Annotated in this window: 11 protein-coding genes; 5 read left to right on the top strand and 6 right to left on the bottom strand. The window is 51.5% G+C overall.

Annotation, left to right across the window (positions count from 1 at the left end; all coding sequences use genetic code 11):
• The first annotated feature begins 52 nt into the window (after positions 1 to 52).
• Positions 53 to 1,903 (top strand): SMP-30/gluconolactonase/LRE family protein, encoded by a 1,851-nt coding sequence (locus SH302x_RS01855; protein WP_479366877.1) that lies wholly within the window; start codon positions 53 to 55, stop codon positions 1,901 to 1,903.
• Here the strand turns inward: SH302x_RS01855 and SH302x_RS01850 are convergent.
• The 3 genes from SH302x_RS01850 to SH302x_RS01840 form a co-directional block, all read right to left on the bottom strand.
• Positions 1,900 to 2,970 carry a hypothetical protein gene (locus SH302x_RS01850; RefSeq protein WP_479366876.1) on the bottom strand — a complete coding sequence of 357 codons (1,071 nt, stop codon included), beginning with the start codon at positions 2,968 to 2,970 and terminating at the stop codon, positions 1,900 to 1,902. The genes SH302x_RS01855 and SH302x_RS01850 overlap by 4 nt on opposite strands.
• An 838-nt stretch (positions 2,971 to 3,808) precedes the next feature.
• Positions 3,809 to 4,954, bottom strand: coding sequence for a WD40 domain-containing protein (locus tag SH302x_RS01845; protein WP_479366875.1), 1,146 nt, complete (start codon positions 4,952 to 4,954; stop codon positions 3,809 to 3,811).
• Positions 4,899 to 8,084 carry a protein kinase domain-containing protein gene (locus SH302x_RS01840; protein ID WP_479366874.1) on the bottom strand — a complete coding sequence of 1,062 codons (3,186 nt, stop codon included), beginning with the start codon at positions 8,082 to 8,084 and terminating at the stop codon, positions 4,899 to 4,901. Before SH302x_RS01840 ends, SH302x_RS01845 begins: the two co-directional genes overlap by 56 nt.
• A 203-nt stretch (positions 8,085 to 8,287) precedes the next feature.
• Between SH302x_RS01840 and SH302x_RS01835 the strand changes: the two genes are divergently transcribed.
• Positions 8,288 to 8,482, top strand: coding sequence for a pentapeptide repeat-containing protein (locus SH302x_RS01835; RefSeq protein WP_479369230.1), 195 nt, complete (start codon positions 8,288 to 8,290; stop codon positions 8,480 to 8,482).
• Positions 8,483 to 9,050: 568 nt separating this feature from the next.
• Here the strand turns inward: SH302x_RS01835 and SH302x_RS01830 are convergent.
• Both SH302x_RS01830 and SH302x_RS01825 read right to left on the bottom strand, forming a co-directional pair.
• Positions 9,051 to 12,503: a PKD domain-containing protein gene (locus tag SH302x_RS01830; RefSeq protein ID WP_479366872.1), complete on the bottom strand. Its 3,453-nt coding sequence runs from the start codon at positions 12,501 to 12,503 to the stop codon at positions 9,051 to 9,053.
• Positions 12,504 to 13,384: 881 nt separating this feature from the next.
• Positions 13,385 to 13,945, bottom strand: a complete 561-nt coding sequence (locus tag SH302x_RS01825) for an ECF-type sigma factor (RefSeq protein ID WP_479366871.1) — start codon at positions 13,943 to 13,945, stop codon at positions 13,385 to 13,387.
• 325 nt (positions 13,946 to 14,270) lie between these two features.
• Between SH302x_RS01825 and SH302x_RS01820 the strand changes: the two genes are divergently transcribed.
• From SH302x_RS01820 to SH302x_RS01810, 3 genes are all read left to right on the top strand, one after another.
• A complete protein-coding gene (locus SH302x_RS01820) occupies positions 14,271 to 14,684 on the top strand; it encodes a threonine aldolase family protein (protein WP_479366869.1) in 414 nt (137 codons plus the stop codon).
• A 90-nt stretch (positions 14,685 to 14,774) separates the two neighbouring features.
• The gene (locus tag SH302x_RS01815) at positions 14,775 to 15,968 is read left to right on the top strand and encodes a transposase (RefSeq protein WP_479366868.1); all 1,194 of its coding nucleotides are present in this window, start codon (positions 14,775 to 14,777) and stop codon (positions 15,966 to 15,968) included.
• A 1,864-nt stretch (positions 15,969 to 17,832) separates the two neighbouring features.
• Positions 17,833 to 18,900 carry a threonine aldolase family protein gene (locus tag SH302x_RS01810; RefSeq protein ID WP_479366866.1) on the top strand — a complete coding sequence of 356 codons (1,068 nt, stop codon included), beginning with the start codon at positions 17,833 to 17,835 and terminating at the stop codon, positions 18,898 to 18,900.
• Here the strand turns inward: SH302x_RS01810 and SH302x_RS01805 are convergent.
• The gene (locus tag SH302x_RS01805; RefSeq protein ID WP_479366865.1) at positions 18,857 to 19,888 is read right to left on the bottom strand and encodes a threonine aldolase family protein; all 1,032 of its coding nucleotides are present in this window, start codon (positions 19,886 to 19,888) and stop codon (positions 18,857 to 18,859) included. The two genes, SH302x_RS01810 and SH302x_RS01805, sit on opposite strands and share 44 nt — an antisense overlap.
• Positions 19,889 to 19,941 lie beyond the last annotated feature (53 nt).

Genomic DNA, 19,941 nt, shown 5'->3' with positions numbered 1-19,941 from the left:
TCTCCCACCAAAGACCTCAACGATGCTTCCACAGTTCTTGAAAACGCTATTAATGAACAATCGAATTCACCACTTGTTAATCGCTCTTGCGATTCTAGTCCTGGTCCAACAAGCTCCGTATGCGATAGCAGATGAGGCTGCTAGTTCTGCTGGCTCGAAAGCAGCAAAGACGCTGTCGCTGAAGATCGTTTCGCACAATGTTTGGTACGGTTTCACCAAGAAGCCCGAACCACGTCATGCCAACTGGCTAACTTGGATGGCCGCTCAGCAACCTGATGTCGTATCGTTACAAGAGCTTAATGGCTATACGTCGACCAAGCTAGCGCAAGACGCACTAGACTGGGGGCACAAGTACTCTGTGCTGCTAAAGGAAGATGGCTTCCCAACTGGCATTACGTCGCGTTACCCAATCACCGATGTCAAGCGGATTCGAGACGGGATGCACCACGGGTTGTTGCGTTGTCGGGTTCGTGGCGTTTGGGTCTATGTGGTACATTTCCATCCTTCCAACTTTGAACGACGCATCGAAGAAGCTGGATTGCTGAAAGCAGATATCGCCGCTTTGCCCGACACGGATCCACAAATCGTTCTGGCCGGTGACTTCAACGGTTTCTCGCCCAAAGATCGCCAACGTTATGACAAAGACAAGGAATTGGTCGAGTTCTTTACCATGCTGGATCAGCGTGATGACAAAGCCAAAAACCTAAACGCAGGCCGAATCGATTTCGGTGGCCTGGAGGCGATTGAGGCACAAGGGTTTATCGATACTTATGACCGCCAGCGTCCACTTCAAGCTCCCTTTGTCGGTACGTTTCCGGCCAGAATTGTCAGCGATGAAAACCACGGAACCGATCGCCGATTGGATTATATCTTCGTCTCACCTAATTTGATTGATCACGTATCACAGGCGACCATCTTGCGCGACGACACGACCGAAATGTTGTCGGACCATATTCCTATCACAGCCACTTTAACGATTGCAAACACCTCGGCTTTTGTCGGCGAGCCCATCTTGTTGCAAGAGCATGGCGCAGGCGAAGGTCCCGCTTGGCATCCAGAACTGGGACTGCTGACCAGCGGCGAAGGCAACATCAACCGACGCGACTTGAGCGGCCAGTTGACCGTGTACCGCGAAAACGCGGGCTCCAATGGACTGATGTTTGATCGCCAAGGGAGACTCTTGATTTGTGAACCCGTGCGCCGCCGAGTTACGCGCATGGAAATTGATGGCTCAACGACGGTCTTAGCCGAGACATTTGACGGTATGAAGTTCAATCAACCTAACGACTTGGCACTCGATTCCAGGAATCGCGTCTATTTCACCGACCCCTGCTACGGCGATCGATCCGCCATGGAGATGCGTGACGCGGCAGGCAAGCCGATCGAAGGTGTCTATCGCATCGATGAAAATGGAAAGGTAACGCGTGTGATTACGCACGAAGTTGATCGCCCCAACGGATTGGTAGTCACTAGCGATGACAAGTACTTGTTTGTTGCTGACAACAATAATGGGCCAGGTGGATCCAGAAAGCTGTATCGGTTTGAGATCCAAGACGACGGCAATGTAAATTTGAATTCGCAGCAGTTGATCTACGATTGGGGTTCGACACGAGGACCTGACGGCATGAAGCTTGACACTGGCAATCGTTTATACGTGGCCGCTGGAATCAATGAACCGAACTTGCCCAGCGAAAGTGCAGATCCGCCGACAGCAGGCATCTACGTATTTTCAATGGAAGGCAAGCTGCTGGATTTTGCTCCGATCCCCCGTGACGAAACGACCAATTGCGGTTTCGGCGGCCCCGACGGGAAGACGTTGTTTGTAACGGCTGGCGGTTCACTGTGGAGCATTCGCACTTTAGTACCAGGCGTATCGGTTTGGCCAACCCCAGGCACTCATTAAGGTTCACTAGGCGTTGGCAATAGCGACAAGCGGAGCTTCGTAAGGTAATCCTCTGGCATACTTGCACCGGTCCACCAATTAGGCTGTTGGGAATAGATCCAGACAACGCCTTCGCTATAGTCCATCGCCATGGACACGACCTCAGCAAACTTGCCTGGTGCAAAGTAATTCGATTCAGGGTTCGCTTCGTTCCATGGGTATTTGCCGGGAGCGAAATCCAACCAGATTCCGAATCCCAGTTCCACTCGGCTGCGAATCGGATTCGCACTGGTACTCCTCAAAAACTGCTGGACAGCCTCTTTGAACTTACTTTCCTCGCGATAACCATACGCATACTCCCAACCGTCGATCAACCTAGTTGACGTTTGAGCGTGTTCCACCATGCCATCCAACAACGGTTCCAGCAAACTGTAATCGATGCCTTCGCGGCCATCTCCGACTTGGTCCAGCGTGGTACGGTATGCAAAAGTGATCAGCACTGTTGGAGCAGACAAGCATTCTTCAAGCGTCCCAATCAAGTCACGCCCGCGCTCATTCATGACTTGGTATAGATGATCCAGAGGCTCTTTGGCTTCAAACGTGCTGAAGACTTGAGATCCATATTGCTCTGTGTCGAAAACTACGCCATCGAATCGGCCCATCTTGGCCAGTTCTCCAAACACTTTGACATTCGCCAGTGTACGTTGCCAAGCAGTCTCGTCCAACCAATCAAAAGGCTCGGTGGGCACATTCAATCTGGCAAAGAGCTTAAAGCCCAAAGGTCGATCAGCGAGCTTCTTTAATGCGTCAAAGCAATGAGAGAAATCAGATATTGCGTACTGTCGCTGGCCCCAGGTATCCCACAGCAACTCGCTGCCGTCATCCGCCACAAATACTGTTACCGTGGCATTGAACGGCATTTGTGAGAAAGTATCGATTCTGTCAGCGAGAAAACCAACACGCGGTTCAACCGCAGACCATTCCACCAGCAAGCGATCATAGGTCTGCGGCGAAGCAACTTCCTGGGCGGGCAATCGATTTATAGTAAAAACGGCCAGGCCGAATATCGCCAAAAGCTTTGCACACATGCCTATCTCCTTTTTCAACCAACGGCTCGGAATCGTCCTGCGACAATTTTTTGATAAAATTGCACCGCAATGGATTGTTAACATTTTCGCAAATGCTGTGGCATATCGACCACAAGTTTGAGGATAAATTTAACGCATTCTTGACGCGCTCACAAAATTTCCAATCGTTTGTACGAAATCCCACAGGCGGTTGAAACGAGTCCTTCAAGCCAAGGGCTTGGCACCATTGCCGCAATGCGAGAAGCGGTCGTAGAAGCGCCCCCAAGTAGTCTGCCTTCAAGTCGAAGGTTTGACAAAATTCCTGCCGTGGCCGATTCAGCCATGGGAAACGTCGCACTTTGGTCCTCAGGCGTGAGGGGGGCGATAGAAAGGTCTTGTGACAGCCGGGCGAGGCTTATCCCAACTTGTCGCGACAGGATTGGTGCGCTAACTTCCGATTCGGTTGCGAGCTTCATTTGCTAATACATGAATCTGCGCACGATCACTCCAACTCGTACTGGCAGCAAACTTTTCAATGAGTCTATTTGCTTCGTCCAAGTGGCGTTTGGCTTGAAAACCATGACCGAGTTGTTCTCGCGCCATAGCCAAATACAATAGCGCGAAAATTGATCGGTGACGCTGCGTTGAATCGCCGATGCTGCTGAATCTTAACGATACTTTGTCAAGAACATCTGCGGCGTCCTGAAATCTCTCATTTGGATAAGGACACGTTGGGCCAAAACATACGATGCGTTTCGATAGTGCACTAGCTCGCGACACCCTTCGTTTCCAAAAAACGCGTACTCTTGGTTGATAAAGCAAGACTGAACTTGTTGATCCGCACCCGGCGAATGCTCTTTCAAGGTTCGAGCGACAGTTTGGCTTCGCGGAAAAGCGTTTCACTTTCGACTCGACTCGGCCAGTAAAACTGATCGTCGGAAATAAAACGAAGTCGTGCGTCATCGGCTGTCTTAAACAATCGACGAGCCCCATCAACATTTCCTAACTTGTAAATCGCCAAACTCTTCAGGCAGACTGCTAGCGTCCGTTGATGCCGATCTGATAGAGATGATTCATCGTTCGCCAATTCGATTCCCTCTAGTAAATCAACTACTCGCTGATTGTTCCCCAAGCGATACTGTAACGCTGCAAAGTAAACTCGCTGTAGCTGATTAAGCTTCGTTGCTTGTCCACCTTCCGCCCAGTGTTTGAACTGGTCGGATTTTTCTGCGAGATCGATTCCAGAGTTCGGAATGATACAACTGTACCAAAGCAGTTTAGCTTGTTGCGAATCACGAAGAATATCCCTTTTATCGTTCAATTTTTTAAGTTCGACACGATATTCATCAATATCACGAGCACCAAGCAAGGCTTCTAGTAGAGCGGCGTCGACGATTGCATTTCCATCGTGCGCGGCCACCGCCTGATACTCTTTGGCTGCTTGAGCATACTCCCCAAGTCGCGCATAAGCATTGACTCTCAAGTAGCGATGATCTAGCTTTCGCGGCGCTAGCTCGACGACTTTCTTTAGCAACTCTTGAACATTCGCTCCAGGCTGCGTGGAAAGCTCTGAATATAACCACGCGAGTTCACTATGTCGCGATTGACCTTTTGCAAACGCATAACCGCGAGATGCATCGAACTGATAGAAAGTTTTACCCGCACATGCACCTAGTTTCTGTCCATCAGCGGACCATTTGACTCGGCGTATAAGTTCTTTGCAATCAAAACTAAGCATTTCTGTAGCTGTTTCTGAATTGATTACTTTCAACTCTCCAGACAACAAACCAACCGCCAGCCTCGAACCATCTGGATGCCAAGCGAGCGAGCAGACGGGTGATTGGTCGATTCGACTCTTCATCAACGTCTTTTGGGAATGTAAGTCAAACGACTCGATCTCGCCACTTCCGAGTCCAACAGCTATCTTCGTACTTGAACTATCCCAGGCGTTAGTCCATATGTCCGAAGTTCCACCAACATTGATGTCCGTCAGCGTTTTCTTCATGACTCTCTGACCATCCTCCGAACGTATTACAACGTATTACATAGAGAGTCGTCGACCAAGAGTCACCGTCGCCATAGCCATTAAACGCTATAAACTTTCCATCGGGAGACCATGATAGATGTGAACAGACGGCCTCGTTCTCTTCATCAAAATCCATACGCTTTCGCAAGTAGCGAGCTTGGAGTGCGTTGCTACCTACCCTCCAAATATCCACACCAACGTGCGTAGGTGTTGCTACTGCAATCACAATGGAACTGCTGTCAGGTGACCAACCTAATCTATGCATGTGAACGGTTGACCCGACAATTGATTTCACCGAATTATCCGGTTCACACACACTAATCCTTTTTCCCGAGCGAGTATCGAACACCGCAATGATTTCGCGGCCGTTCTCAACGACAGGTCCTGCTACAAAAAGATTGTTAGGTGAAGGATATGCAAATTCGAGGTCAATTTCTCCTGATAACTCACTTCGGTGAATAAGTGACCCGTCCAGCAGGTTTCGACGTTCCAGGCTGACATAGTCCTTTGAGGCAATGATGGCTTCTCTGTCGCTCGACGCCCAGTCAAAATTCCAGATTTCTGTCTCACATTGAGCGATGGTATCGTTTGCTTTTGCCTCTAATCCAAATATGCGGATTTCGCGGGAGTAAGAACTTGCTGCGAGCTCACGATTATTTGGGTTCCACGACGCAGCAGAAAAATTTGCAGAACCGCCTTGAAATTGCTTTATTTCTGCTTCTTGTTTAACGTCCCACACAGAAATCATATTGCTTCTGGCCAAAGCGATATGTTGACCATCGCTGCTCCATTCAACGGCAGAAGGACGTCCTAAGTTAGAAGGTGGATATGCTTGCTCGTAGCGTACAGACCAATCAGCGACGTCGTATATCGACCAATACTTCCTGTTTTGTACGGCCAGCAATTTGCTTTCTGAATTGAAAGATGCGTAATTATAGGAGTCCCCGAATAATGTGCCGGGGTTCTCGTAAACCTTTTCCCAGGTCTTGGTTGAGTAAACATAGAAGCCGTTCTGGAACGATCCAACGACAAGGTATTGCCCATCTCGACTCCAGTCGAGATCCTTCGTTGCCAAGAAATTCGCGCCAGGATGAAGCTCCATAACCTTTTCTGCTGTCTCGAAGTTAACGATACGGATAGGACCGCGATCACCGCCGACCGCGATGAACTTTCCATCCGGACTGAAACACGTGGCCCAAATCGAATTTTCTGATGCCGTGATACGGCGTATCGTGTTGGTCGAACGTTGCCATATCGCCAAATTGTTGGGAGATCCTATAAATCCCCATGCGACGTATTCACTGTCGGTGCTCCATGTCACGCTCGCGTCGTAGCCGTAGAACTCAGTTAACCGCACACAATCTCCCGTCGTCGCATCCCAGATGATGCCATTTCCAGCAATCAGCTTCCCATCGGGACTCCAGGCTGCTTTTAAATTGGTGATTCTTGAATAGAGAGTTCTCTCTTCTTGATGGCAGTTGCCAAACAAGTAATACCACTCCCAGCCACGACTGTCTTTTTCAGAATCCGTTGGCAGGTGCTTAATCAGCTTTTCGTGCAACCGAGTGATGTTTCCGGATTTCAAATTGGATTGCCCCGAGACCATCTCGGCATTGTATTGGCTGAGTCGCGCTAGATTACGTTGCTCCAAAGCAATAGCTTCGCTTCGCCGCGCGAGTCGTTCTTGCTCTTCGGCAATAGTTTGTTGTTGCTCTGCGTTCTTCCGCTGCTCAACTTCTCCACCCAGTGCAGCTAGCGTTTGTTTTCGCTCATTCCAAAGGACGCCGCTGGAGATCAACAGGGTTAACACCACAATGGACGCAACGCTGACCAAACCACGATACCGCCGAGCCAGCTTGCCGATACGGTAGGTCATCGATGGGGGACAAGCTTGGACCGGTTCATCGTCCAAATATCGCTGCACATCCGCTGCCATGGCGCTGGCTGATTCGTAACGTCGATCACGCTGCTTTTCGAGCGCCTTCATCACGATCCAATCGAGCTCGCCGCGCAGCATGTCGCTGACGCGCCGTTGGTCAATCCGGCGGCATTCTGCAACGGTCGATCGAACATGATTCTGCATTGTTGTGATGCGAGTGCTAGGACGTGGCGGGTCTTGCTCGCGAATGATTCGTCGCAGTTCGTCGAAGCTGGCGTTCGAAAGAAGTTCTTTGGCGAATGGCGTGGTTCCGGTGAGTAACTCGTACAGAATCACACCCAGCGAATAGACATCGCTCCGCGTATCCACGTCGACGCCGCTCATCGCCGCCTGTTCGGGGCTCATATAAAGCGGTGTACCGACCATCTGTCGATAGCCGGTATACAGCGTCCGATCGGTAAGCTGTTGATTCAACGCTTTGGCAATCCCAAAGTCGATCACTTTTGGCACCGGGTTGTCGTCGTGTAGAGTGACCAGCACATTCGAGGGCTTCAGGTCACGATGGATGATCCCCTTTAAGTGCGCGTGCTGAACTGCGCGACAGATATCGATAAAAAGATTTAAACGCTCGTCGGTGGTCAATCGAGCTTCGTCGCAAAACTGTGTCACAGGCACACCTCGGACCAACTCCATCACAAAGTAGGGACGGCCGTCGCTGTCAGTCCCGCCATCCAACACCTTGGCGATATTCGGATGTTCCATAATTGCCAACGCCTGACGTTCTGCTTCGAACCGCGCGATGACTTCGTTAGAATCCATCCCAGGCTTAAGAATTTTTAAGGCCACCTTCCTCCGGACCGGAGTGGTTTGAGCGGCCATGTATACTGTTCCAAATCCTCCTTCGCCGATCTGTTCAAGCAGTTTGTAAGGGCCAATATCGCGGAGACATGGTGGTCGCGGCATCGATTCGGTCATAGCGACTGCTTTGGCCGGGGCGTTGGGTTCAAGTCGCGTCGCCTCAATTCCAAAAGCATCGGCGATGACATCCAGACGATTGGAAGTTGCGTCTTGTTTAGCGATATCCAAGAGACGTTCGACCTTCTGTCGCAAATCAGCATCGCCGCTGCATTGAGCGTCAAGCAGTGCGTGCCGTTCATCCTCGTTCGTCACTTCTACCGCCTGAAGAAAGATATCCTTGGCTGAATTTTGTTTGGCGATTTCGTTTGTCATAGGAAGATCTCGTGAGACATGATTTCTAAACGTCACTCCATGTTACCCTAGGCCGACGGAACACGGCCCTTCAGGCCTCAACGAATCACGTGGACCGATGACCCAGGCCTGCGGCCTGGGCTGACGGAACCCGACCTTTCAGGTCGAAATCCAACGTCGAATGGTCATCAACCAAATTGCAATTCATCGTAATTGTGTAAAACATCATTGATGGATCATCGATTCGTTTTCGGTCCTGTCGTTTTCGGTCCTGTCGTTTTCGGTCCTGTCGTTTTCGGTCCTGTCGTTTTCGGTCCTGTCGTTTTCGGTCCTGTCGTTTTCGGTCCTGTAGGGACCGCTCTGTCAGCCCAGGCCAAAGGCCTGGGAATTCGATGACGCACGATTATTCGGCCCTGTAGGGGCCGTTCATTTCCAGGGTAAATCAATGGAACACGGCCCTTCAGGCCTTAACGGGTCACGCGGGCCGATGACCCAGGCCTGCGGCCTGGGCTGACGGAGACCGACCTTTCAGGCCGAAAACCAGAATCGGATGGTCGTCAACCAAATTGCAATTCATCGTAATTGTGTAAAACATCCGTAATTGTGTAAAACATCATTGTTGGATCTTCGATTCGATTTCGGTCCTGTCGTTTTCGGTCCTGTAGGGACCGCTCTGTCAGCCCAGGCCAAAGGCCTGGGAATTCGATGACGCACGATTATTCGGCCCTGTAGGGGCCGTTCATTTCCAGGGTAAATCAATGGAACACGGCCCTTCAGGCCTTAACGGGGCACGCGGGCCGATGACCCAGGCCTGCGGCCTGGGCTGACGGAGACCGACCTTTCAGGCCGAAAACCAACATCTGTTTGCCTTCAGGCCGAAATCCAAAACCGCCCACAATTCATACTCGAAACCAACGTCCCATTCATGCCTTTTCGAACTCCAACATGCAATCTTGTTCCATGTCGAAATTCAAAAACGCTTAACGCCTATCGTGAACCGCGTACACTGGTCGCCAACGTATCCAACGCACTATCATCGAATATAAAATCAAGGTTCGCTATCGCTTTGTCCTGCAAGGTAACAATCGCTGATGACATCGCGGTCAATGCTTTCGCTGCAATAGGCGACTTGGAAACAACGGTTGATACGGACGAAGGCGAATTGATTTCAACGAATGTGCCGCGAACCAACGGTTGGTCCGATTCAGATCGCTTTGCTTGCGACACATACGTATCGACCATTGGGACCGACGTTGCAACTGGTGAAACATCCGACGTTACCTTCGTAGAAGTCGAGGCGACGGTTACTTGCGATGGCGGATCTGCGATTCCTTGAGGATTGCCATTGGCACTTGATAGCGCGAACCAAGCTGCTGCTGATTGGTTGCCCGAATTCCGACTGCGAGCGTTCGTGTATTCATAGACGCGATCGGTGCCGCTATCGACGATCCACAGGCTTTGGCTGGCTCCGGATGGATCAAGTGTAATGCCGGTTGGCAACTTGTTCGCTGAATCGATGGTCCAGCTACCCACCAACGAACCGGTCATCGTGTACTTAAAGACTTTGTCGGTCGTACTATCGTCGACCACCCAGATATGCGTTCCGTCGGTCACCAGATCTTTGGGACTGAGGTTCCCGCTGTTGAGTGCAAAGTTGCTTGTTGCGTTTTGGCTGCCGGAGAGTCGACTTGCTGCACCGGAGTAGCGATACACACGATCTTGCCGAGCATCGACCAACCAGATGTCGGTCCCGTTGGTTGTGATCCCTTCGATGGTCGCATTGGAAGCCACCGACCCAGCCGTCCAAGAACCTAGCAATACACCGCTATCGTTATAGACATAGACTTTTTTGTTCGCATCGACGACCCAGACTTTGTCGCCAGCCACTGTGCTGGCTGCACCGCGTGGAGCCGTATTGCCACTACCTAAGCCGTAGTTTTCCACAGCAGTCCCATTGGCTGTGTATTCGAACGTTCGATCCGTGCTCGCGTCGTCCACGACATAGAACTTGGTATTGAGTACGGGAGCAGATGTAATCGTGACCGTCAGTGAATCGAAGCCTACCGCACCATCTGCATCGGTAACTTGCAAGCCAATGGTGAAGACACCGGCTATTGCCGAAGAAAAGGCTACATTTATTCCGGAGGCGTCACCATAAATTCCATCGTTGTTCAAATCCCAAAGGTAGCTAACGATGTCTTGGCCAGGATCACTGGAACCGGCAGCGCTAAGTGCAACTGATTGTCCAACAATTCCCGTCGCATCGTTCCCTGCAGACGCTGTGGGAGCGACGTTGTTGACCACAACCGTTGTTGTCGTGGTTGAGGTTGCTCCGCGATTATCGGTAACCAATAGGCCAATTACATGAGTTCCGCTAGCGGTGGTTGAGAATGTCGGCGTTACGCCACTGGCATCGTTGTATTGTCCGTTGCCGCTAAAGTCCCAAGCATAACTGACGATCGTGCCATCGGGATCGTTGGAGCCTGCTGCGCTCAGTGTGATATTGCCGCCTTCACTCATAGCATAGCCACTACCGGCGTCTGCTACAGGGTTCACATTCGGCCCATCTACGATTCCTACAATGCGGACGTTATCGACGTTTGCATCCTCATCAGCCGCACTTACCTTAGATCGATAGCGAATCTTTAGCTGAGACGACATGTAGGGAGTTAAGTCGACAGTTTCATTGTGCCACACGTCTTCTGCGCTGATATTACCGTTCAGTCGTCGCACGTCTTGGATCCACGAGTTGCCACCGTTAGTCGAGATATCTAGCGACAAATACTCACCTGCATCAAAGCCACTTTCGATCAGCCAATCAAATGTCAACGTTGCCGACGCCATTCCGCTCAGATCGATAACGTTTGCGGTCGTCAGAGTTGCGTTATTGGCAGATCCATCGACTTCCGCTGAGTAATTACCTTTGGTTGCTCGCTGAGTTGATTGGAACCAATCGTACTGGCTGTCTTGTACCCACAACGCGGACCAATTAGAGGACTCAAAGTCGTCATTTAACAGCACTACTTCGCTACCAGGCTTAACTTCGTTCAATTTCAGGTAGAAGTTGCCAGCACCCTTAATATCGGAGACAGCATTTGAATTCGGATCGTAATCATTTTCTGGATTTGATGACCTTCCGACGATGGAGATATTTCCAGATGAATTTCGGTGTAGATCGGTTACAAAGGTATTCTGGTAGTTTGCGGTTGCAACTCCACCAATTCGTCCAGCCGCTGATACTTGCCCCAAATCATCCATTTCAAGCAAAACAGTAGTCCAACACGTCAAACCATTGAGGCCAGCGTTGGTGCCGTAACCAGAAACCGTAATTCCGGGCCCTGGACTAAAACTCTTAGAATTTGCAACCCGCGTGATAGCGTAGTAGCCGCTTGGCCCTGCCACAATCTCAGAGATCGGTGGAGCCTCTACCGTTGTCCAATAAGATCGGGAAGCGAGAACTTGCCCATTCTCGTTTACTTTCACAAAATAGCCACGTTGATCGACGGTCTCTGGCAATAAGTGTTGAGGTTCTGTATTGCCTGAGAAGATTATGTTGACTGAACCGTTTCTATATATTCCAACAATTGCAATGTGCCCCAACTCATCAATCGTGAGATCTGTTAGGTTGACGGTCTCCGTGCTATCTCCAATTCCAGCGATCAACGCTGTGGTCCAACGATACGCACCATCCGTGGAAAATTGGCTTACGTATGCATTCCGAGAATGACTTTCGAGTTCTCCAACTCCTTGGAGTCGATCTTCACCACCAGTCAAATCAAAATCAACGCTCCCATTGAAGGAGCCACCGACATATATATTCCCTTGAGAGTCTGAATCGATGCGTGTGAGGATGGCTCTACCGCCAGTGGGTTCCGTGGGTAGATCATCATAAACCCAATTTAGACCGCCAGTGTGACTATATTGGCGCAAATATCTTGCTGCTGGAAAAGTTCCGAAGGTTCTTCCCCCCACAGTAGCGTTTCCGGCTCCGTCTACCGCGAAAGCAGACACCGGAGTATCCCAATCTACCCCGCCAAAACGGTCGGCCCATTGGAACATTCCTTCAGAGTTGAGCTGGGTGACAAAAATATCTCGGTCACCGGCGGAGATTAGGTCTGTCGAACCGAAATCTGCATTTTCTGCAAAGGTTCCAGTTACCCAAACATTTCCAGAGCCGTTCACTTCAATCGCTGTCGCTCGGTCGTGTTGTAGAGTGGAATCGCCACCTAATCTATTCACCCAAACAAGTCCGTTATTGGCGTTTAGCTTTGCGACAAACACATCATCAATACCTCTCGCCGTTAGCACGTCAGCGTTGCCAGGATGCTGTTGGCTCGAATCGAAATCGATAGTTCCAGAAAAATGACCCGCAACGAATGTATTCCCATCCGAGTCAGATGCAACACTGCTGATTTCGACTCCCACAGGAAATAAGGTCACCGAGTCAAATTGGAGTCCAGCGAAGACGCGACGCGTTTCGAGTTGTTCTGCGCGGAGTAAGCGGCTGAGGCGTTGCCTTTGTAGCTTCGCTGGTGCTGGCGAAATTGATTGAACTGGTCTGACTGCCCCCTTAACCCTCACAGCGTTCAGTACATCTGCGACTTTAGATTTTGACCGACGAAACATAGCTGTGATCCTTGTGCCTGATTGATTCTTGAGGAGCAGACGCATGCTGCCCTACAAACATCAATGCAAGAAACAGGCGTAAACCGTCCAGAAAAAAATTAAACATCTCTCCAGACCTGAATTGTCTCCGGCCCTAAAACGTTGGCCGAGCACATCTTCGGTCCTGTAGGGGCCGTTCTGTCAGCCCAGGCCGAAGGCCTGGGTTTGCGGTTCACATAATGATCATTTGGCCCTGAAGGGGCCGTTCATCTCCAACCTTCGTATTTGAACACGGCCTTTCAGGCCTTCATGAATCGTGGTGGGACCAACCACCCAGGCCTGCGGCCTGGGCTGGTAGATACCGGCCTTTCAGGCCGAAAACCGAACGGCACCTCTACATTCTTCGGCCCTGAAGGGGCCGTTCTGTCAGCCCAGGCCGAATGCCTGGGTCTTCGGTTCACATAATGATCGTTCGGCCCTGAAGGGGCCGTTCATCTCCATCCTTCGTATTTGAACACGGCCTTTCAGGCCTTCATGAATCGTGGTGGGACCAACCACCCAGGCCTGCGGCCTGGGCTGGTAGATACCGGCCCTTCAGGCCGAAAACCGAACGGCACCTCTACATTCTTCGGCCCTGTAGGGGCCGATCTGTCAGCCCAGGCCGAAGGCCTGGGTCTTCGGTTCACATAACGATCGTTCGGCCCTGTAGGGGCCGTTCATTTCCAATCGCTTGCGTCGTTGCGGGCCGCAAACCACGCGCGGGCAAACTTCCAATTGCCGTAAGCCTCGGTGCGGGACAGGTTTAATGCTTCTCCTGCTTCAGAAACCGAGAGGCCAGCGAACAATCGCAGTTTAACTAATTCTGCAGCCACTGAATCTTCTGCGGCTAACTGATCGAGAGCCTCGTCCAAATCAAGTATCAAATCTGGATCGCTCGAATCGGCTATCGCTACATCGTCCATATCCACCTTGCTCGCTGTGCCGCCACGCTTGGTAGCTCCTTTCGCCAAGGCCCAGTTCACTAAGATCTGCCGCATCGAATTGGCCGCCGCCGCGAAGAAGTGGGCACGACCTTGCCAATTCTGATCGGTTCCCACCAGTCTCAAGTAGGCTTCATGAACAAGCGCCGTCGCTTGCAAGGTATGATCGGACCGCTCTGCTGCCAACCGTCCAGCCGCTAGCCTTCGAAGCTCTTCATACACCAATGGCATTAGCCGCGAGGCCGCGTTTGGGTCACCAGCTTCGATTTGTTTTAAGACTTGAGTGACTTCGTTCATCGCTTTACCTCTTTACACCTGAGGTTAGAAACCGCGCCGGCCTCGGTTTGGACTGTTGAAACAAGTAACTGTTGATTGTAACGCAGAAATGGAACCAACGGGCATTCCGACTTCCCATCTAGCACACTAAAAGCAGTGTCCTTCGCTGAGAATCGGATATGCTCGCGCATCGAGTTGAGTCTGCAAAGCAAAGAATGGGACCATGCAATAGATTCACAACTGTTTTGCAGGCCCGAGTAAACAATACTCATCGATTTTATTACACTATCATAATGCTGTTTCAACAGTATATTCGTATTGATGGAAGACTTCGATAGCCAACCCAATGAACCAATTACCACAGCGACCGCGTCACTTTGCAAGCGATAACTATGCGGGCATGTGCCCTGAAGCAATGGAAGCTTTCCTGCAGTGCAATGTAGATCATGCACCAGCTTACGGTAACGATCCCTGGACAACTCGTGCAGCCGATTTACTACGAGAGACGTTCGAAACTGATTGCCAAGTCTTCTTCGTCTTTAACGGTACTGCAGCTAATTCGCTGGTACTCGCTTCTTTATGCGCGTCGTATCACAGCATCTTGTGCCATGAACTTGCGCACGTCGAAACCGATGAATGCGGAGCTCCCGAGTTCTTTTCCAACGGCACCAAGATCCTCCAAGTGGCTGGTGATGATGGAAGAATCGATCCTCAAGCTTTAACTCGCGCGATCAACCGTCGCAGCGAAGCGGGAGCTTAAGCGGGAGCTTAGGGACACAGCATGACTTGACTGGAGAGACGATTTCGGTAAGCTTTTCCGATTATTCCAGTCGCACATAGGAGGTTGATCATGGCTCGCTTGGCTCGTGTCGAAGTCTTTGCTCCAGACGAAATCGCGATCGTTCACGTCATGAATCGGACTGTCCGACGTTGCTTCTTGATGGGAATCGATCCGCTGACCGGGAAGAACTTCGACCATCGCAAAGCTTGGTTTGAAATCGAACTGAAACACCTCGCTGCGCATTTTGGCATCGATCTGCTCTGCTATGCCATCATGTCCAATCACTTCCATTTGGTACTTCGCTCGCGGCCAGATGTCGTCGCCCAGTGGGACGATTCGCAAGTCGCTCGGCACTGGTTGCTCCTGTGCCCAATGCGACGTGATGCCGATCGATCCCCCGAAGAACCCAACGAATTTGAACTGAATACCATTCGCAACAATCCCGCTAAACTCAAAGAGATTCGTTCGCGACTGAGCGATATCTCTTGGTGGATGAGGTTGTTGAGCCAGAAGATTGCTCAGCGTGCTAACCAAGATGACAACGAAGTCGGCAAGTTCTGGCAAGCTCGCTATCGAGCAGTCCGTTTACTCGATGAGACAGCCCTATTGGCTTGTGCAGCTTATGTCGACCTGAACCCGATCCGAGCGGCGATGGCTCAGACGATTGAGCAGAGCGATTTCACTTCGGCTCAGCAACGCTTCCTTCAGTTGAAGTCGAAACTTCATATGGATGCCACTTCCAATGAGCAAGCGATGAGCCAATCACAAGAGCCCGCAGCATTGCCTGGGTTGTCAGTACAAGATGTTGTACCAAAGCAGAAAGCTGCTGTGAACTCAGAAGCAGATGTAACTTCCAATGCGGCAACGATGGCGAAGTCGACTGTAAAGGAGATTGCCAAGTCGATATGCCCGCTGTCGATCGATGAATTGCGAGATGAAGTGGGAGCTTGTGTGCACAGTGGTGGTTGCCGAGCCAGCGATAAGGGATTCTTGCCGATGAGCGAAGGGGCTTATCTTGAGTTGTTGGATTGGACCGCTCGGCAGCGGAAGCTTGACAAGCGAGGGGCGACACCCGAGAGCGTTCGACCGATCTTTGAGCGGCTTGGAGTGAGTGTGGATGTGTGGATGGAGTTGACGGAAGATTTCGGTCGATTGTTTGCGACGGTGGCAGGCAAGCCGAAGGTGGTCGAATCATTACGCAGTCGGACTCGCCAGCATCGTTACAAGGTTCGCGGCCGAGCCAGAGATTTGTTGGCCAGTTGAAATGGGTTGGTTCTGAGATCTTACCGTTCTGGGGATCGTCGAGTTTGTTTGGTGGCCCAGCGAACGGTGAATCAACATCTGAAGCTGTCTAGCGATACGTCCTTCGATGCCTGAGTCGTCATCTAGGCTTGCACCAGACGGCCATGAATTGCTGTAGTTAACGACAACTTCTGTCCGAATTGTTTGTAATGCCGAGCCAGCAAAAACAGATCGTTGTGTGCGTTAACGTGTGTCCCCAGGCTTTGCGCGATCTCCAGAACAATGTGCCTTGGTCTTCTGTCTTTCAAATGCTCCCGGCTTGTCCGGGAGATACTTCCGCTTCTCGCTACACGGGTCGGCCCCCCTGGATCCTAAAGCTAATGCTCCCGGCTTGTCCGGGAGATGTTTGCGTTTCTTGCTAAAGAGCGATGTTGACTAGCGAGGAACCGAACGATCCACCGGACAAGCCGGTGGGATTCCCGTTCTGGCGGGCTCTTTGGTGTAGCGAGAAACCCAACCATCCACTGGGCAAGCCAGTGGGATTTGGATCGCGCTGCGGTGCAAGCATCGACGCGAAACTGGGCCTTGTGCCCAGTCTTCGCAATAGGATTGCTGCGCGAAGAGCGACCGAATTTCTTATGGCAGGAGAATCAGGGCAGTAGAATAGATTCCATGAACATTCTCTTGCCCCCATTCTCTTGCCCCTTTCACCCCTGTCTTCAGGGGAGAAGGGCTGGGGATGAGGGGCCAACCGCAGCGTCCATCAAGCAACCAGTGGCCAGCGACATTACGGCCAATACTCTGGCATGTTTAGCACACCAATCCTATTGCGACACGTTGGGGCAAGCCCAACGGTCGCTCAGAACTCGCGATCTCAGAATAATTTGCCTTGGTCTTCTGTCTTTCAAATGCTCCCGGCTTGTCCGGGAGATACTTTCGCTTCTCGCTACACGGGTCGGCCCCCTGGATCCTACTCCCGGCTTGTCCGGGAGATGTTTGCGTTTCTTGCTAAAGAGCGATGTTGACTAGCGAGGAACCGAACGATCCACCGGACGAGCCGGTGGGATTCCCGTTCTAGCGGGCTCTTTGGTGTAGCGAGAAACCCAATGATCCACTGGACAAGCCAGTGGGATTTGGATCGCGCTGCGGTGCAAGCATCGACGCGAAACTGGGCCTTGTGCCCTGTCTTCGCAATAGGATTGCTGCGCGAAGAGCGACCGAATTTCTTTTGGCAGCAGAATCAGGGGAGTAGAATAGATTCCATGACCATTCTCCTGCCCCCATTCTCCTGCCCCCCTTCGCCCCTGTCTTCAGGGGAGAAGGGCTGGGGATGTAGGGACCAACCGCAGCGTCCATCAAGCAACCAGTGGCCAGCGACATTACGGCCAATACTCTGGCATGTTTAGCACACCAATCCTATTGCGACACGTTGGGGCAAGCCCAACGGTCGCCCTTCGCGATCTCCGAACGTTGTGCCTTGGTCTCTTGTCTTTCTAATGCTCCTGGCTTGCCCGGGAGATTGTTACGTTTCTCGCTACATCCCTACGAACAAACGCCCCCTCTACCACTAATGCTCCCGGCTTGTCCGGGAGAGGTTTGCGTTTCTTGCTAAAGAGCGATGTTGACTAGCGAGGAACCGAACGATCCACCGGACAAGCCGGTGGGATTCCCGTTCTGGCGGGCTCTTTGGTGTAGCGAGAAACCCAACCATCCACTGGGCAAGCCAGTGGGATTTGGATCGCGGGCTGTTGAGATATTGCGGGAACTGCAAATCTGCGGTATTGGTGACTTGCACTTGCTCTAAATTCAGTTGCGTCATCATAATGTTCTAGTTTGATCCTGCAAAAATCGCTCTGATCGGTACCAGACTTCGATAGCCAACCCAATGAACCAATTACCACAGCGACCGCGTCATTTTGCAAGCGATAACTATGCGGGCATGTGCCCTGAAGCAATGGAAGCTTTCCTGCAGTGCAATGTAAATCATGCACCAGCTTACGGTAACGACACCTGGACAGCTCGTGCAGCCGATTTACTACGGGAGACGTTCGAAACCGATTGCCAAGTCTTCTTCGTCTTTAACGGTACCGCAGCTAATTCGCTGGTACTCGCTTCTTTATGCGCGTCGTATCACAGCATCTTGTGCCATGAACTTGCGCACGTCGAAACCGATGAATGCGGAGCTCCCGAGTTCTTTTCCAACGGCACCAAGATCCTCCAAGTGGCTGGTGATGATGGAAGAATCGATCCTCAAGCTTTAACTCGCGCGATCAACCGTCGCAGCGATGTCCACTTTCCTAAACCTCGAGTGGTCAGTATTACTCAAGCAACCGAAGTTGGCACGGTCTACTCTCCAGACCAGATCAACGAGATCAGTCAGATCGCAAAATCGCATGGGTTGCACTTGCATATGGATGGGGCAAGATTTGCCAACGCGGTGGCATCGCTTAATGTCAGGCCAGCCGAAATCACTTGGAAAGTTGGCGTAGAAGCGCTTTGCTTAGGCGGCACAAAGAATGGCTCCCACGTGGGCGATGTCGTGGTGTTCTTCGATCCGCAGCTTGCTTACGAATTCGAATATCGATGCAAGCAAGCTGGTCAGTTGTGTTCGAAGATGCGTTTCATGTCCGCTCCCTGGGTCGGCATGCTGGAGACGGGGGCTTGGCTGAAGCACGCCAAGCACGCCAACGAAATGGCCGAATTGCTAAGCCAACTTTTGAGCGACATTCCTGGCGTCCACCAGATGTTTCCTCGGCAAGCGAATTCCGTTTTTGTGCAACTTCCAGCCCATGCAATTGATGGGTTACGCCGCAAAGGTTGGCAATTCTACACATTTATCGGCACGGGCGGATGTCGTTTGATGTGCTCGTGGGATACCGCTGCCGAAGATGTACACCAGCTAGCGGACTCTATGGCACGCATGTTTGCCGCAGAGCCTGTTGCGCGTCGATGATCTGTTGGCGCGAGATATCCAAATGCGTAACCATTCGGATTTGGCGTTGGGAAATCGCCATCACACGGATGTGCTGGGCGGCCAATCGAGCAACAATTTCTGCAGCGACTGGCAAAGGCGGTTCTAGTTCAAAGATAACGATGTTGGAATCAATCGTATCGGGTTTGAGTGTCACGTGAGGTAGTCCGCGCAACGCTTCAGCCAGCATTTGCGCGTGGACGTGATCTTCAATCAATCGCTGGCGATGATGTTCCAGGGCATACAGAGCGCCCGCAGCGATGATGCCGGCTTGTCGCATGCCACCGCCGAAGAGTTTACGAGCACGGCGTAGCGGCTTCATCAGTTCCTTTGGTCCGGCGAGTGCTGAGCCAACGGGTGCTCCGAGGCCTTTGGAAAAGCAGACGGAGACCGTTTCGAAAGGTGCACTCCACTGCTGGGCACTGATTCCCGTAGCGGCAACGGCATTAAACAACCTAGCACCGTCGAGATGACAGATTAAATTCGCATCGTGAGCCCACTGGCAGACCGCGGTGAGTTTCTTGAAGGGCCAGACTTTGCCACCACCGCGATTGTGCGTATTTTCCAGGCACAAGAGCTTGGTTTGCACCATATGATCGTTCAACGGTCGAACCTTGCCTTGCAGGTCTTCTAATTCGATGATGCCGTATTCGCCAGGGACAGTGCGAGCGACCAAGCCGCTCAACTGCGCGAACGCAGCTTGTTCATAATTGTAGATATGGCAGTTCTCTTCGCATAGAAACTCCTGTCCACGATCGCAATGAATTCGAATCGCAATTTGATTTGTCATCGATCCGCTGGGCATGTAAATCGCCGCTTCTTTGCCCAACAATTCGGCGGTGTATTTTTCCAAGCGGTCGACCGTAGGATCGACGTCAATCACATCGTCGCCCACTTCCGCGTTGGCCATTGCCAATCGCATGGCGGGCGTTGGTTTAGTCACGGTATCGCTGCGCAGATCAATCACCATGCTCGGTTTGTCCTTTGACTTCTTTCGTCAGAAAGTTGCTATGCTATTCTGAG

It is taken from the genome of Njordella calcicola, from assembly GCF_056494125.1.
Note: the sequence above shows the minus strand (reverse complement) of the source record. Positions and strands in the feature narration are given on the sequence as shown.